This window comes from Aeromonas aquatica, from assembly GCF_000764655.1.
In the GTDB taxonomy this organism is placed as follows: domain Bacteria; phylum Pseudomonadota; class Gammaproteobacteria; order Enterobacterales; family Aeromonadaceae; genus Aeromonas; species Aeromonas aquatica.
Genome location: NZ_JRGL01000161.1, coordinates 1 through 14,065, shown reverse-complemented (window position 1 = coordinate 14,065; position 14,065 = coordinate 1). Strand labels below are relative to the sequence as shown.

Here is a 14,065-nt window from a genome sequence, read left to right as displayed (position 1 = left end):
GCTTAGAATGAATGCCTTTTCAGCCGCTAGGCTTTTTTTGGGTCGGCGGGCTCGCGCTGCTCATCTGCATCCGCTGCCGGCGAGCCTTCGCTGGCTGGGGCTGTTGCCAACCCGCTCAATGCCTTGACGGCCATCGCCAAGCGCAAGGCATGGTCTGGGAGGTAGCTTTCCATCACCAGTGCCTTAACCTCATCGATAGGCTTGCCGGGGTGCAGGTACTGCAAGCCAAAGGCTGCCATGGTCGCGTTCAGCTCATAAATCAGCTTCTGCACCTTGAGCGTGTACTTGTGGATCGCCCTGGCGTTCCCCTCTGGCGGCGCCTCTGGCCATTCAACGTCAACCAGGCCCGACTGATATTCAAACAACTGCAGGGCGTTCAAGGCCCGCACAGTGACGTCAGCACTGATCCCGCCGGGCGTGATCAGTTTGACAATGCGGCTGTCGATCAGTGGTTCGATCATGTGGCAGGGTTCCAGTCCGATTCAGCCGGCGACTGGCGGCCAGAGAGCGAGATTTTCACCGAGCGGGTGATCGTCTCTTTTGCCTGAATGGCTTTCCCGACCCCGCTGACAAAGCCATAGAATCCATCCCAGGCACCATTGGGGTACTTGATGAAGAACCAGCGCTTTTCCTTGCCGAGCAGATTGGTCAACTGCTTCTGGGCTGAGTCGGCCGGTTTCCAAGCCAGGGTAACGGAGAGCTGACCGGGATCAATCTGGCCGGGCGTCTTCTCTTTCCACTCAGGGTCATCCGTATCGAGATACGGATCATCGACCTCTTCGGCGCTCATCTCTGGGGCGCCCAGCTCTTTGACATCCGCCAGGCGAATGACGGTCCCCTCGGTGGCAGGGTTCGGCTTGGCGGCACCCGACTCGGCCGCCATGAAAAATTGAGTGCCAGCCCCTTTGACTGGCTTGGTTGCATCAACAGCCATTATTCACTCCAGGTTGCGTTAAAGTTCAGGGTAAGAGACGCAAGACCGGTGCCTTGCTCATCAGCGCCATACTGCCAACCGGCGCTGGATAACCCCTCCAAGAGCAGACCGCCAAGCTCATTCCCTTTCAGCTTCACCTTGTCAGCCAGTGCATCGAGCTCAGCATCAGCCTGGTTGTGTTCGCTGACATAGATGGACACCGTCAGCGGGGCGGCCTCGCCTTCCTCATCGAGGGCGTAATCCCCATCGCCGCCCTCTGTGAAATAGCAGAAGGCCAGCGGCAGATCTTCGGGGTCCACAGAGCAAGGCCGAGAAGGGTAAACGGCCCGCAATTCGGGCAAGGCTGTCTGCACCAGAGCGGCCAGCGCCTCGCGAATGTCTGTTCTGATTGTCATTTGTCACCCAATAAAAAACCCGCCGAGGCGGGTTTAAGGTTGTTTGCTGCGCCGACGGCGCTCGGTGAGATTTCTCTCCCAGCGACCTATCATCATGCTCAACACCACGGTCATTCCAACCGTGGCCAAGAAACCAATGATGCCACCGACATAGATGCCGCCGGCAATCATGGCGATCATCAGGATGGCCAACGGCAGTTTAAGTAAGATCATGCCCCCTCCTCGTATGGAGTCGCGATCCTATCCTCATTTGAATGTCATTTGAAGCTGTCGCAAAAGCGCCTGCTCCATTTCACGGGGCATGTCACGGGCCATGCCCGCTTTTGATTCCCGCTCATAGTGTTCGGTAATGGGGGTCACCAGTGGGATCCGCATCACCTCCAGGGCATGCCGCCCCTTGCCTACCCGTCGCAGGATCTGCCAACTTTTGAGCTTGGTGCCCGCATAGCCGCCACCTCGGTTATATTCACCGAACCCGTGGGAGCCATCGGCAACAAAGCCGCCAGTCACCCGGTGGCGACCGACCTGCATATCCCCTATGCCGGTGAAAGATGTGTTTCGATAGCGGATGATGCGCTGCTGAGTGGCACCCACCTTGATCAAAGGGATAGGCCGGCGGCGCACCCGGATCGTCGCGGTTGGCTTCTGTTGCGATGCCTTGAAAATCTTCACCCTGGGCCGCAGCAGCTTGGCCGGCACCTTCACCCGTTCGTCCTTGGCCGTCAGCCGGATCGCCCGACTAGATGCCCTGGTCGCCACCCGGTTGACCGCCTGGGCGCTTGCCTTTGGCACCAGCTTGGATGGCAGTAGACTCAGGTTGTCCAGCGCCTTATCCAGATCCTGCTTGATGGACATAGCTTCCTCACACGATAGGAATAATCAACAGACCGGCGCGCATGAAGGGCGATATCCTGACGGAGCTGACCAGCGACATGCTCTCGATCTCAACCTTGTCCCCTTTGCGAAAACGTACCCCCGCAGGGGGCCGGCTCACGGCCAACTCACGCAAGCAAGTCGCCACTTCGGCAAAGGCATCAGGCTGCTCATCGTAGAGCACCGTCAAGGGGTGCCCTGCGATGATGGCGGAGATCGCCATGGCATCATCCACAGCAACGTTAAGACGGCCAGCAGCTCGCTGCCACCGGCCGCCGCTCACGCCGCTCACTGGACGATCAACGCCTCGGCATAGCCGCTGGCGCCACTGGTAACCAATTTGCCGAAATCATCGGCATCCTTGGTGGTATCTGCCACCAGTTTGGTGCCGTCCCACTTCACGGCAGCACCAGCCGCCAAGGCTGTGTCGCAGGGGAGCAGCCAGACGCCGCCGAGGGCGCCGGTAAACTCCTCCCCCACTTTTGCCAACTCAAGGGGAACAACGGTTAGGGCGCCGATCTTGATCGGCTTGCCAGAGATGACACCGCCCGCTGGGGCGATGAAGGGCATTTGACGGCCCTCACAAACAAAATTTTTAGCCATGGGATTACTCCTGTGTTGAGGCTGTCAGTAGATGGCCCGCGCCGGGTGGGCCATGGGATCACTTGCCGTTGGACTTAACCAGGCCACGGTAATCGAGCGCAGACACACCAGCATCGATGCGTACCTTGGTGGTAACACCGTCCACGGTGAAACCTTCCTGCTGTTCGAGCCAGGGGGTGTCCATACCGTCGAGATAGGCCACCTCGATGGTGTCGCCCCCCTTGGCCGCCAAGTACCACTCGTGCGAGCTGGCGTCGGACAGTCGCGGCTCGCCGATCACATCCACGAAGCCCTTGATCGGGTTGGCAATGCCAGAGTTGGCATCGGCACCCGGCACCGAGGTGCTGTTGATAAGCTGCAGCGCGGTATCTTCCAGCTCGATCGGCACCAAGGCATAGCCCGGACGGATGTTGAGGGCACGGCCCGGCTTGTCATCAGCGCCGACTGCTTTCTGGCTGCGCATCAGGGTCTTGCCAGCGGAGAGGGCCTTGATGCCCATCGCCGCATCCGCACCGGCCAGCAAGTTCTTGTGATCGCCATGGAACAGCGCCTTGCCATCCGGCATCTTGACGTTGCCGGTCAGTACCGCATAAACCAGGTCACCGATAGTGCCCCGAGCAGCCGCGCCGAACAGGGACGGGACGCGGGTCAGCATGTCGAGGTCATCGTTGATGATGGCCTGACGGGTGATGGCAAACAGCTCGCCGTAGGTGGCCAGCTGGATGGTGGCACCGGTATCCCCCAGAGTGACGTGCTTGTACTCGGCCCCTTCACGCACCCGGCGCAGGCTGGGGATATCGCTCAGGCCGATACGGCTCGATACCTTGAAGTCAGTCAGAGTGCCCTTGCGGGTCCACTTGTCGAAGGTCTCTTCTGCACTCTCCCAACCTTGCAGCACCGACTTGTTGGCAACATCCAGCAGGATCTTGCCGAAGTCAGAGCTGGTATGGGTGAAGGCCATGCCAACGTAGCCCAGTGGAGACTGGCCGCCAGTCGAAATACCGCGACCATCCAAGGAGGCACGGGCCAGCTCGCGCAGGCTGTAGCCGCCATAGCGGTTATCGCCTTCGGCCTTGGCGTGACCGCAGCGGGCCAACAGGGAGGCGCGTACCGAGTCGCCAATCAGGTTGCCGTTGCCCAGGTGGATATGAGCTGCGGGACCGGTCGGGCCTTGCTCGCTCACCGGCTGACCCAGCTTCGCCTTGATCTGCTCCCGCGCCATCGCGGGGGTGGTGTCCATATCGGCCAGGCATTCAGCCATCAATTCGGGGTAGCGGCCGCCGGTGAGAGCGAACAGATCCTGAATCTCGTTGCGGCGGCCCTGCTCGGCAGCCTTGAAGGCGGCCAGCGCATCAGCCTGATTCGGAGTGGTTGGCGCTGGAGCAACGACTGGCGGGGTAACCGAGGAGTTGCCGCCGGTGGCCTTGGCGCCGAACAGGGTTCGGGCCGAAGAGGGCATAGCGTTGAAGTCGTTCATTTTGTTCTCATTTACGTGAGCGGCGGCCGATATTGGCTCTTCCAGGACATCGACAAAACCGAGCTCTTTGGCTTGGGTGCCATCGAGCCAGGTCTCCGCCGACAGTAGCGCGGCCAACTCCTCGCGGGGCTTGCCGGTTTTCTTCTCATAGGCGTTGAGCAACAGCGCCTCATTGCGATCCAACCAGTCAGCCATATCGCGTAGGTCATCCGCATTGCCGACCCCACCAGACCATGGCTTGTGGATCATCACCCAGGCATTGGCGGGCATATGCACGGTGGCATTAGGCAGGCACAGAATGACCGAGGCCATGCTGGCCGCCAGGCCATCGTTCCAGATATCGATCTGGCAGGTCAGACGGGCAAGGGTGTTGTAGATGGCGAAGCCGTCCATCACATCGCCACCGGGGCTGTGGATGTGGATGTTGAGCTGCTTGGCCTCAAACACCCCTGCTGCCCGGCAATCAGAAATGAACTGCTGGGCAGATATTCCCCAGTAGCCGATCACGTCGTAGATGTAGATCTCGACCGTGGGCACTGTCCCCACCAAGGCGTTGATGGTGTACCAACTCTTGGCGTTGGGGGTGTCATGTTCGGGTCCGGACTGGCCGTTGGCGGCTGCCCGCGCTGGCATCAGCGCGCTCTGAATCGCGGCTGACAGGGGGGTCACTTTCACTGGGTTGTGCTCCTGGGTCATTGGCTGGGTTGGTATCGGTCATCACGCCGTTCTGCTCGGCCCACTCCAACTCGGCCACGCGTTGGTCGCGCACCTCGTCAGGGTTGCGGTTGCGAGCCCGGATCCATTCTGTCTCCGTGCCGGCACCGCCCCGGATGATTGCCTTCCAGCCGTTGGCCTCCCGCTCTGGATCGATCCAGGGCATAACGGGGGCGAGGTAGATGGCGTCGTACAGGGTTTTCGGGTCAAGCTCGGGAGGCAGGATCAATGGGTCTTTGCTGCGCAGGGTTTCGGCCAGTAGCCAATCCCGGAACACTGGGCGAGACCAGGCAGCCACGAACTCATCTTGCAGCACGGCGAACCCTTCCCATCCCTCGACAAGCTCCTGACGTTGAGCGGAGTAGGTGCCGTCATAGTCGCGGGCCACGCTCGAATATTGGCTGCGAGTGCCAGCGCAGGACGAACGAAGCTGACCGGATCGCCAGATGTTGAGGGCTGTGTTCGGGCGGTTGGACTGGATCACCCCCACATCTTCACCGGGGCGCAGATCGTCAAACGTCATGCCTGGAGTGATGTCGATCATCCGCTGGGCCTGGGGGCCATCACGCTGATCCGGCTCGGTGTAACCTTCCGGGGTTTCCTTCTTGATGAAGAATGCGAGCGAGGCGCTGATACGTGCCGCCACGCGCTCGGCCTCTTCCACCGATTTGAGATCGGCCAGGCGGGTGATTACGCCGTGTAGCAGCGAGATACCGCGCAACTGGTGTATGCGCTTGCGCAAGGCCAGGTGATACATCTCGCTGGCAGCGACCTCCTTGGTGCGATAGCGATAACCCTGCATCTCGCCGGGGTGATCGAACATCACAAAGTAGGATTTCGGGCGACGCCAGCCATCGAGCTGGATGCCTTGCCGGATCCCGTCCGCCACCTGATTGAGGTCGAACGGGACGAAATCGGGTTCCAATACCTCTATCGAGTAGGGGGTATCGCTGTGGTGGCTGTAGCCCGCCACGGTGCCGATCAAGCGGCGGCCAAACACCTCGCCATCACGCAACCAGGTACGACAGACCAGCCGCTCCATCGCCGGGCGGGTGAAGGTGCCGGTAGTTTCCGGTTTAAGTGACCAGGCACCCCAGCGGCGTCGAATATCTTTGGCAAGCTCAACCATCAGCACACCATCCACCGAGCGCGGTTGCGGTTCGATCTGGATGCCCTTGCCGCCCACGATCCGCTCTTCCAGCTTGTCGAGCAGGCCGATCACGATGTCGTGGTTTTCGTCTAGCGCCCTCGCCTGTTCACGCAGGCTGATAGCCGAATTCTGCACCGCCAGGTTGGCACCTCGACGCTCCCGCTTGGCGTTGTGGGTGCGGCTCGGCATCGCAGCCTCATAGGCTTTCATGCGCAGACGGTCACGCATCCGGTTGGCCGCCCATCCGGGCGACACAAACCCGAGCAGCTTATCCAATGCGATCATGTAAACCTCGACACTGAGTAGGGTTGACGGCGCGGAGCAACGGCGTTCTGGCGGCGGCGCTCCCACTCCTGGCGGCCTGCGCGGATCTCATTGAGGTTTTCCGAGGTGACGGTGCGCCCCTGAAACGTGACCTGCTTGCCGGCCAGCACATCGCGCTCGGCCTGCATGTACAGCGCGATCATGCTGTCGATATCTTCCAGCTTCACAGCCAGCCTCCTGATGATGTGCCCAGCCAGCTGCTACCCGCCGCCGTAGTAGCTGCAGGTTTTGACTTGATGGGCGCAGATGGGTTGATAGTGGTCGGGCGGTGCTTGGCGACCAGGCGCCAGCCACGGTGCTGCACCCCGAGGCGGATAGCCGCCAGGGAATAAACCGCGCAGTCGGTCGGCTCGTTACGGGCACCGGACGGTGCGACCCAGCGGTACACCCGGCGGCCCTTGATGAACTCCACCCGCTTGCGCTCGCAAGTGAGACCTTTGAAGTAAAAATCATCGGCCCACTCGGCCACCGGGTGGTGTCGATAACCAGGTAACGGGCCGGACAGTGACGCAGGCACATCACCCAGTCGGCCATAGAGCACGTCCTTAGCAGAGTCGGTACCCACTTCGGATAGGTAGACCCCTTTGCGGTTGCGCTTTCGAGGGAAGGTGATGATGGGCTTGCCCATCACCGGCGCGCCCCTGATAGGGATATATCTGTGCGGGTTGCGGCGGCAGAACTGATACACCTCATCGGTGTAGTGGCCGCCCGAGTCGATCAGCACCAGGCCGATATCCAGCACCTCACCGGTGGCTTTTACGAACTGGCGGGAGAACTGCTCGTGCAGCCGCTCCCAGATCTCGGAGCGGTGCAGGTCGCCATAGAGGCGCTGATAGTCCAGCACCCATGACTCCTCTCCCTCTCCCCAGCCGGTGATCTCGAATTCGAAACGGTCATCCTGGGTATCGGCGCCGATGGTGATGTAGAGCACACCCTCTGGCACTGGTGATGGCCATACCTCGCGGCGGGCACCGATAGCTTCCCACTCCAGTTTCGTGCCGGTCTCTTCTTCCCAGGTCTCGCCGAGAGTGGTGTTGACGAAGGTCTTGAGCTTGCCCTGATCGTCCTTCGCCTTGAGGAAGTCGGAGGCGATCCGAACCCAAGTTGTGAACGGGCTGTAAGCTGTCCAAATATGGAAGGTGACCGACTCGGGTGGAGGGATCGGCTGGTCTTTGCTGTCGAACCAGTCGATTGCGTCTCGCGTCCAGATGCCAGTTCGCTCGCAGACCCAGCGCTCAACCTCCTCATAATTCATCTCATGTTGACGGATCACGCAGCCGCTCACCTCGCAGAGGTAGAAGGCGCTGTGATGATCTGAACCATCCCACTTGATACCGAACTCGGCATCCGGGCCACCCCACTTGAGGTACTGTTCACCCCCGCAGTGCGGGCATGTGACGTGATAGCGCATGAAGTGCGGCGACTCACTGGCCGCCCGTTCAATCTGGCACTGGCCGGCAATCTTGGGGGTAGACCCCCGGATCGACTTGGGATGGGTAGAACCTTCCATTCGCTTGTCACCGAGGAAGGTGGGCGAGCCCTCTTTCTCGATATCATCGTCAAAGGCCGCCAGCTCGTCATAAATGCCGAAGTCTGGCGAGGCTTCACGGTAGTTCTTGGCGGCTTTTCCCCCGCGCAGCTCCAGGCCGCGCCCGTTGGCGAAGCGCTTGAGATCCAGGGTGTTGTCTTTGTGCTTCTTGCCAAACCAGGGCGCGAGCGCTCTGATTTTCGGCACGTCCCGGATCATGGGTTCGACGTGCTTTTTGACGAACAGCTCGGCATCGCCATCGGTAGGCTGCCAGATCAGTCCGTTGCGCTTTTTGTGCTCCAGAAGGTAGGCCGCCACCCCGAGCAACATCTTGGTGTAACCGACCCGAGCGGACTTGACGAAGTTGACTTCGCGGATATCGTCGTTGGCCATCGCGTTGATGATGGCCACCTGAAACGGCAGCGACTTCCAGCGCCCCTCCTGATAGGAGGACTCCACTGGCAGGTAGTAGTTTTCATCCATCCACTCGGTGGCTGTCTGTACCGGTGGTCTCAGCAGAGCCGACAATCCAAGACTGACAGCTGCCGCTAGGCTACTTACTTGCGCTGTCGATATATTCATCTAGCAACTCCGGCAGCAGATCACCCATGGCGGCCGCCTCGTTGCTGGCTGTGACCAGCTCGCGCTGGAAACCTTCGATATGCTTGGTCTGCAATTCTGGATAGCGGCGCCGCATGGTGAGCGGGATAGTGTCTAGCAAGCTGGAAATCTTGGCGGCGATGCGGGTCAAAGCGAAGGTGGCAAACTCGGTTGGTACCTGATGGCGGTCGGCGATCTTGTTCTCACGCTCTGCCTTGTCGGCCTGCTCCTTGGTGAGACGCCACCGCTGGTAATCCAATTGATCCGCATCCATGTCTTGGGGATCCGTTGGTTGGTGTTTCTGGATCGCGTTCTCGATCCGGTTATCCACAACCGAGCGCACATCAAAATAGACGTTGCGACCAATCTTCTTTATCGGCTTAACTCCCCATTTATCAAAGGCTTGAACTGATATTCCAAGGCTGGCTGCCATGTCGGATTTCTTTAGCCAACCAGGTGCTGCATGTTCCTTGTCTGATGACTCCGACATTTAAACAACAACCTCACTTCTTGGGGTTTCGTATGTAGTGAAAACCCGCGCCTCGCCGACCCGTCGAGGACGGGGGGCTGGGGGGAGTACCTTTGACCTGGGGGGGGAGTATTGCGGTAGTTGGGTTAATGGGGTTGGGTCAATGAGATATAGGCTCTTTCACAGGCCAATCCTGACGCTCGAGCTCGGTCATACGCTGCTGCCAGCTCACCCGCGCTTTCGTCAGCCCGGCTGAGCAGGTCGGCGAGCACCACGGCAGGTTGTTCGGCTGCCGGGCCTCCTTGGGGAGCACCGGAACCGCTGGCGCACTGACTTGCTCGGGCTGCCAGGCGGCGGGCTTGCTCGCGCAACCGGCCAGACTCAATGCCAGCAGCAGCGGCATCAGCCTGTGCCTGGGCGATTTCTTCTTGTGCATGGTCTCTCACCTCATCGATTTCAGACTGACGGCGCAGCTCCTCTTCCCGGGCCTTCTGCTCGGCCTTGGTCCTGGCAGTAGCGAGGCGGGTAGCCTCTTCATTCCACTTCGCCTGCCAGGTCTTGCGCTCCCCCTCCTCCCCAGCAGAATGACCGGAGCGATAGATCGCTACCCCACCGCCCACCAGGGCGGCTATCACCAAGGCGCTGGCCAGGAACAGCAGCGCCTTGCTCTGCGGAGTCACTCCCATCACGCCCCCTTGCACTTTGCATTGAGGCGCAGCCGGTCTTTCCAGAGCCCGGGGCAGACCCGGTTCCCTGGCGCCGAGCAGTCCTGCTTGCCGGCACGATTGAACATCAGGATCGCCTCGCAGGCACCTGGGTAGTCGCCAGCGTTCAGGCGCTTGACGATGGTGGAGCGGCAGAAGGCACCGGGGCCAATGTTGTGGGAGAGCTCGACATAGGCGTCGAACTCATACTGGTGGAGTGGCACCTGGATGCAGGCCTTGAGGGCATCCTCAAAAACCCGCACTTCCCGAAGGCTCCTGTTCACCGCGGCGACGGGCGTGATGGTGTCACCCATCTTGACCCCTTCGGTGCTCCCAAATCCAATAGTGGGCAGCCTGGTCCCGTGTACCGGGTCGGGGTAAGCGACCGGCCCCCACCCCTCCCGATTCAGTATCCCCACAAAACCAGCTGCACTGAGCGTGAGCGCCGCTATGGCAATTCGCATTTTTGTCATGCCTACCCCACCTGCTTGGCGCGTGGCTTGATGATGTTCGACCAGATAAACCAGCCAATCTGAACCGAAAGCCACACAAGCGTCGCGATCAGCACCCAGTCATTCAAAGAGACACCAGCCCACGACATACTCACCACCGCTACAGGAGGGGCAGATTTCGCAGTTTCACCGACCACAGTGGTAGCGATCTGCTCATGTCCTTGATTCATGAATCCACCCCAGAAACGAAAAAACCCCGGCAGAGCCGAGGTTTGGAATCAGAAAAGAAAAAGACTGCATCCTTTCGGGTGCAGTCTTCCATCATTGGGACGCAATTTACACAAATTAGCTAGTTACTGTCAAACGCCCACCGTATACGCTCTTTGTTGCTGTAACCCTGCGGTGGAGTTATCTGCATCAAGCCAGACTAGGATCGGGTGGATTCTTACCCTTCATACCTTCAATAAAGGACTTGTAATTCTTCTTTGCCATTGTGAGAACTGACGCGGCTTCCTTAGCGGTTAATGGCTGACCACCATTTTTCGCAATGGTGATAGCAACAGCACCAATCAACAGCGTTTGCAAACCTGCGGTAGCCATTCCGCAGCAAGATAGAGCTGCAGCGCCCCATGGATTAGCGGTTCCCCAAGAAATCGCCTTTGCAGCCTCAATGAACAGTAATCTGCCCCAGGCATTCAGAGCACCTGCAACCCCTAGTGACTGAACAACGCTTTCCCAAGTTATTTTCACTGAGAACTGCTTTGAGATATGAGTAATCATCACACCATTATTCACTGCAATGGCTGCTGACATCAGTGGTATCGGTACCGCTCCTTTGGCTTCTGCAGCCAGAGCGTACCAACCCACAGTGTTCCACGCATGATCCTCCCGAGCGCGTTCGATGTCATTTGACTGTTTCATACACCACACTCCCTTTCTGATGCCCTCAAAGGCACGCTACCATCACACTCAACATTCTATGACAGCACCTCATCCATGATTCTGTAACTGCTTCGATTTATCTCATCTCCAATGCTGGACCGGTTTTGGTGCCCCTACCAATCGCTCAGCATGCTGGTGCACCAGATAGGTTAGAGCCAGTTCCGGGGCCTTGCACCCCAACCAAGCGTCGTAGTCATCCGGCGACACAATGACCAGGCTCCGCTTCTCGTCCCCGGGTTTGTGCATTCGCCACAGCAGTGGGTGCGTGTCGGCATTGATAGTGAGCTGGGAGAAGCTGAAAGTGTAACCCTGCTCCTCCTGCCATGCCCGCCAGATGCCGGCAACTGCGAAGGGCATGTTGTCGGCCATGCTGATCCTCCAGCGCTCGGCCTTGCCGCTTTCGTAACAGGGCTCGAAGAAACCGGTCATTGGCACCAGGCAGAGATGCCCCTGCTGCCAGGCGTGGCGGTAGGTCGGCTTTTCACCCACCGTCTCGGCCCTGGCGTTCATTGTGGTGTAGTGCTTGTTGCCAGGCTGCACCTTCCTCTTCGGCACCATCCCATAGCTGGCGATCACCGCCAGTCGCCGTCCGTCTCGCTGGATCAAGATCGGGGCCTGATAGTCCTGCCACACCTCCTCCTTCCAATCGTACCCAGGGTCATCAACTCCGAAGTATTCCACCAGCTCCGCCTTGGTGGTCGGGATGTAGTTGATGCACATGCGCAGCCCCTCCGTCGTATGAGAGCCCAAACTCACCAGGTCAGTCTCTGCCAAGCATAATTGGCCACGAACCCCCTTGCCCTGCCAAGACCCGAACGCCGACCAGTGATCTTTCCGGATCCCTCAGTTAAAATCACTGTATGTTCATACAGTGACCTTTACCATGATCCCCCACGCGACCGATGCACCTATCATAGAACTCCCTTTATTCCTCACCCCTGCCGCCTGCGGGTTCCCCTCCCCGGCTCAGGACTATGTGGAACAGACTATCGACCTCAACCAACACTGCGTCCCCCACCCGGCGGCCACCTTCTATGTGCGGGCCAGCGGCCACAGCATGATCGGGGAAGGCATCAATGACGGCGATATGCTGATCATCGACCGCGCCATCACTGCTCGCCACGGCGACATCGTGCTGGCCTGTCTGGATGGTGAGTTCACCGTCAAGATCTTGCAGTCCGCCCCACCCGCGCTACTACCGGCCAACCCGGATTTCTCACCCATCATTCTGCAAGAAGGGCAAGAGCTGGATATTTTCGGTGTCGTCACCTTCGTCCTGCACAAAACCCGGCGAGGGTAGCCATGCCAACTGCCATTGCTCTGGTCGACGTGAACAACTTCTATGCCTCCTGCGAGCGCTTGTTCCGCCCCGACCTCAAGGGGGTGCCGATCGTCGTGCTCTCCAACAACGATGGCTGCGTGGTGGCCAGATCGGCAGAGGCCAAGAGGTTGGGGGTCAAGATGGGGGTACCCTACTTCCAGATCCGCGAGGTCTATGAAGAGCAGGGCGGCATCTGGTTCAGCTCCAACTACGCCCTCTACGGCGACATGTCGAACCGGGTGATGACGACCCTGGAGAGCATGGCCCCAACCGTCGAGGTCTACAGCATTGATGAAGCATTCATTGAACTCGGGGAATCTTGGGCTGGTGACCTGCTGGCCTATGGCCGCCAGATCCGCGAACGGGTGCAGCAGTGGACCGGCCTCACCGTCGGGGTGGGTATTGCACCAACCAAGACCTTGGCCAAGCTGGCAAACTATGCCGCAAAGAAGTGGCCCGCCACCGGCGGCGTAGTGGATCTGCGTGATGAGAGGCGCTGCGCCAAGCTGATGGCCATTACCCCAGTTGAGGAAGTCTGGGGGATAGGGCGCAAGCTGACCGCCAAGCTCAACAAACAGGGCATCAACACCGTGGCTGATCTGGTGGCGGCCGACCCCAAGAGCCTGCGTCGACAGTATGGCGTGGTGGTCGAGCGCACGGTACAAGAGCTGCGGGGGCTCCCCTGTGCCGAGCTGGAGCAATTGGCCCAGCCCAAGCAGCAGATCATCTGCAGCCGGAGCTTTGGCGAGCGCATCACCGAACTGGGCCCTATGCAGCAGGCGCTGGCCGGCTACATGGAGCGGGCCGCCGAGAAGCTGCGTGCCGAGGGGCAACGGTGCCGCCATGTGACTCTGTTTATCCGGAGCAGCCCCTTCTCGGAGCGGGAAACCTACTACAGCAACCAGATATCGACCCGGTTGCAGACACCCACCTCAGATACCCGGGACCTGCTTGCCCTGGTTGAACCACTGCTGCGCCGGATATGGCGGAATGATGTCCGCTATATGAAAGGCGGAGTCATGCTGACGGACTTCATGCCCGCAGGCATGCAGCAAGGCGACCTATTCACCAACCAGCAACAGACCCCTCGCAGCGAGGCGCTGATGAAGGTGATTGACCAGATAAATCGGGGAAAGCTGGGCAAGGTCTACTTCGCGGCCCGGGGCCGAGATACGCGGGAGTGGATGATGAAACGAGAGCAACTCAGCCCCCGCTACACCACCTGCATCAGCGAACTCCCTATGGTAAAAATTGATCCCACCTAACAGATCAAAAGTGTCGAATAGACAACAGCTAACAAGCATATAAAGCACTCGTTTGCAATAGAGGTAATAATTATGGGGTAGTTTAGAATGTGGAAATATACTTTAAAGAAAAATCAAGAATCATAAGCGAGAAAATAACATAATAAATTATCTACAGGATGAATTTTAAGAATAAAAAAAGGAGGCCGAAGCCCCCTTTTTTTTAAAAAAAATCTGACTCAAATTGAGTTCTGGAAAGTCACTTTCATTTTTTCCAATAGAGCTTCCCGCTCAGTTGACGATTCAATTTTATATGGACTAACAGAGTATTGACC

At 59.0% G+C, this 14,065-nt stretch carries 19 protein-coding genes; 2 read left to right on the top strand and 17 right to left on the bottom strand.

From position 1 onward, the window contains the following. Positions 1 to 26: 26 nt before the first annotated feature. From LG30_RS0119980 to LG30_RS0119905, 17 genes are all read right to left on the bottom strand, one after another. Positions 27 to 461, bottom strand: a complete 435-nt coding sequence (locus LG30_RS0119980; protein ID WP_052101230.1) for a hypothetical protein — start codon at positions 459 to 461, stop codon at positions 27 to 29. Beyond that, positions 458 to 934 carry a phage tail tube protein gene (locus LG30_RS21075; RefSeq protein WP_052101228.1) on the bottom strand — a complete coding sequence of 159 codons (477 nt, stop codon included), beginning with the start codon at positions 932 to 934 and terminating at the stop codon, positions 458 to 460. The genes LG30_RS0119980 and LG30_RS21075 overlap by 4 nt, the downstream gene beginning before the upstream one ends. Continuing rightward, complete coding sequence (gene gpU / locus LG30_RS0119970) at positions 934 to 1,329, bottom strand: phage tail terminator protein (RefSeq protein ID WP_033132447.1); 396 nt, start codon at positions 1,327 to 1,329, stop codon at positions 934 to 936. Before gpU ends, LG30_RS21075 begins: the two co-directional genes overlap by 1 nt. Before the next feature lie 33 nt (positions 1,330 to 1,362). Then, positions 1,363 to 1,542, bottom strand: coding sequence for a hypothetical protein (locus LG30_RS0119965; RefSeq protein WP_033132446.1), 180 nt, complete (start codon positions 1,540 to 1,542; stop codon positions 1,363 to 1,365). Positions 1,543 to 1,575: 33 nt separating this feature from the next. Continuing rightward, positions 1,576 to 2,184 (bottom strand): phage tail protein, encoded by a 609-nt coding sequence (locus tag LG30_RS0119960; protein WP_033132445.1) that lies wholly within the window; start codon positions 2,182 to 2,184, stop codon positions 1,576 to 1,578. 7 nt (positions 2,185 to 2,191) lie between these two features. After that, complete coding sequence (locus tag LG30_RS0119955; RefSeq protein ID WP_033132444.1) at positions 2,192 to 2,425, bottom strand: hypothetical protein; 234 nt, start codon at positions 2,423 to 2,425, stop codon at positions 2,192 to 2,194. A 65-nt stretch (positions 2,426 to 2,490) separates the two neighbouring features. After that, positions 2,491 to 2,805, bottom strand: a complete 315-nt coding sequence (locus LG30_RS0119950; protein ID WP_033132443.1) for a DUF2190 family protein — start codon at positions 2,803 to 2,805, stop codon at positions 2,491 to 2,493. 58 nt (positions 2,806 to 2,863) lie between these two features. Next, the gene (locus LG30_RS0119945; RefSeq protein WP_238566467.1) at positions 2,864 to 4,957 is read right to left on the bottom strand and encodes a ClpP-like prohead protease/major capsid protein fusion protein; all 2,094 of its coding nucleotides are present in this window, start codon (positions 4,955 to 4,957) and stop codon (positions 2,864 to 2,866) included. Continuing rightward, positions 4,869 to 6,374 carry a phage portal protein gene (locus tag LG30_RS0119940; RefSeq protein WP_238566466.1) on the bottom strand — a complete coding sequence of 502 codons (1,506 nt, stop codon included), beginning with the start codon at positions 6,372 to 6,374 and terminating at the stop codon, positions 4,869 to 4,871. Before LG30_RS0119940 ends, LG30_RS0119945 begins: the two co-directional genes overlap by 89 nt. Before the next feature lie 53 nt (positions 6,375 to 6,427). Beyond that, entirely contained in the window at positions 6,428 to 6,637 is a 210-nt protein-coding gene (locus LG30_RS0119935) for a hypothetical protein (protein WP_081966261.1), read from the bottom strand. Next, the gene (locus tag LG30_RS0119930; protein ID WP_238566465.1) at positions 6,634 to 8,481 is read right to left on the bottom strand and encodes a phage terminase large subunit family protein; all 1,848 of its coding nucleotides are present in this window, start codon (positions 8,479 to 8,481) and stop codon (positions 6,634 to 6,636) included. The genes LG30_RS0119935 and LG30_RS0119930 overlap by 4 nt, the downstream gene beginning before the upstream one ends. A 70-nt stretch (positions 8,482 to 8,551) precedes the next feature. Continuing rightward, a complete protein-coding gene (locus LG30_RS0119925) occupies positions 8,552 to 9,031 on the bottom strand; it encodes a terminase small subunit (protein ID WP_033132440.1) in 480 nt (159 codons plus the stop codon). Between the two features lie 182 nt (positions 9,032 to 9,213). Continuing rightward, a complete protein-coding gene (locus tag LG30_RS0119920) occupies positions 9,214 to 9,753 on the bottom strand; it encodes a DUF2514 domain-containing protein (protein ID WP_033132439.1) in 540 nt (179 codons plus the stop codon). Further along, entirely contained in the window at positions 9,753 to 10,235 is a 483-nt protein-coding gene (locus tag LG30_RS0119915; protein ID WP_274518513.1) for a lysozyme, read from the bottom strand. Before LG30_RS0119915 ends, LG30_RS0119920 begins: the two co-directional genes overlap by 1 nt. Positions 10,236 to 10,246: 11 nt before the next feature. Continuing rightward, positions 10,247 to 10,453 carry a hypothetical protein gene (locus tag LG30_RS0119910; RefSeq protein WP_033132437.1) on the bottom strand — a complete coding sequence of 69 codons (207 nt, stop codon included), beginning with the start codon at positions 10,451 to 10,453 and terminating at the stop codon, positions 10,247 to 10,249. Positions 10,454 to 10,640: 187 nt separating this feature from the next. Then, a complete protein-coding gene (locus LG30_RS22290) occupies positions 10,641 to 11,144 on the bottom strand; it encodes a hypothetical protein (protein ID WP_152599394.1) in 504 nt (167 codons plus the stop codon). Positions 11,145 to 11,246: 102 nt separating this feature from the next. Next, positions 11,247 to 11,885, bottom strand: a complete 639-nt coding sequence (locus tag LG30_RS0119905) for an SOS response-associated peptidase (protein ID WP_052101226.1) — start codon at positions 11,883 to 11,885, stop codon at positions 11,247 to 11,249. A gap of 163 nt (positions 11,886 to 12,048) precedes the next feature. On the opposite strand from LG30_RS0119905, the gene umuD reads away from it, so the two are divergent. Both umuD and umuC read left to right on the top strand, forming a co-directional pair. Beyond that, positions 12,049 to 12,465 carry a translesion error-prone DNA polymerase V autoproteolytic subunit gene (gene umuD / locus LG30_RS0119900; RefSeq protein WP_033132436.1) on the top strand — a complete coding sequence of 139 codons (417 nt, stop codon included), beginning with the start codon at positions 12,049 to 12,051 and terminating at the stop codon, positions 12,463 to 12,465. A 2-nt stretch (positions 12,466 to 12,467) separates the two neighbouring features. Beyond that, positions 12,468 to 13,751, top strand: coding sequence for a translesion error-prone DNA polymerase V subunit UmuC (gene umuC, locus LG30_RS0119895; RefSeq protein WP_033132435.1), 1,284 nt, complete (start codon positions 12,468 to 12,470; stop codon positions 13,749 to 13,751). Positions 13,752 to 14,065: the final 314 nt, after the last annotated feature.

Coding starts and splice junctions, on each gene's coding strand:
- gpU (WP_033132447.1), bottom strand. CDS start 1,329: ATGACAATCAGAACAGACATTCGCGAGGCGCTGGCCGCTCTGGTGCAG.
- LG30_RS0119920 (WP_033132439.1), bottom strand. CDS start 9,753: ATGGGAGTGACTCCGCAGAGCAAGGCGCTGCTGTTCCTGGCCAGCGCC.
- LG30_RS0119965 (WP_033132446.1), bottom strand. CDS start 1,542: ATGATCTTACTTAAACTGCCGTTGGCCATCCTGATGATCGCCATGATT.
- LG30_RS0119910 (WP_033132437.1), bottom strand. CDS start 10,453: ATGAATCAAGGACATGAGCAGATCGCTACCACTGTGGTCGGTGAAACT.
- LG30_RS0119925 (WP_033132440.1), bottom strand. CDS start 9,031: ATGGCAGCCAGCCTTGGAATATCAGTTCAAGCCTTTGATAAATGGGGA.
- LG30_RS0119960 (WP_033132445.1), bottom strand. CDS start 2,184: ATGTCCATCAAGCAGGATCTGGATAAGGCGCTGGACAACCTGAGTCTA.
- umuD (WP_033132436.1), top strand. CDS start 12,049: ATGATCCCCCACGCGACCGATGCACCTATCATAGAACTCCCTTTATTC.
- LG30_RS0119930 (WP_238566465.1), bottom strand. CDS start 8,481: ATGGATGAAAACTACTACCTGCCAGTGGAGTCCTCCTATCAGGAGGGG.
- LG30_RS0119980 (WP_052101230.1), bottom strand. CDS start 461: ATGATCGAACCACTGATCGACAGCCGCATTGTCAAACTGATCACGCCC.
- LG30_RS0119905 (WP_052101226.1), bottom strand. CDS start 11,885: ATGTGCATCAACTACATCCCGACCACCAAGGCGGAGCTGGTGGAATAC.
- LG30_RS21075 (WP_052101228.1), bottom strand. CDS start 934: ATGGCTGTTGATGCAACCAAGCCAGTCAAAGGGGCTGGCACTCAATTT.
- LG30_RS0119950 (WP_033132443.1), bottom strand. CDS start 2,805: ATGGCTAAAAATTTTGTTTGTGAGGGCCGTCAAATGCCCTTCATCGCC.
- LG30_RS0119940 (WP_238566466.1), bottom strand. CDS start 6,374: ATGCGTGACCGTCTGCGCATGAAAGCCTATGAGGCTGCGATGCCGAGC.
- umuC (WP_033132435.1), top strand. CDS start 12,468: ATGCCAACTGCCATTGCTCTGGTCGACGTGAACAACTTCTATGCCTCC.
- LG30_RS0119915 (WP_274518513.1), bottom strand. CDS start 10,235: ATGCGAATTGCCATAGCGGCGCTCACGCTCAGTGCAGCTGGTTTTGTG.
- LG30_RS0119955 (WP_033132444.1), bottom strand. CDS start 2,425: ATGGCGATCTCCGCCATCATCGCAGGGCACCCCTTGACGGTGCTCTAC.
- LG30_RS22290 (WP_152599394.1), bottom strand. CDS start 11,144: ATGAAACAGTCAAATGACATCGAACGCGCTCGGGAGGATCATGCGTGG.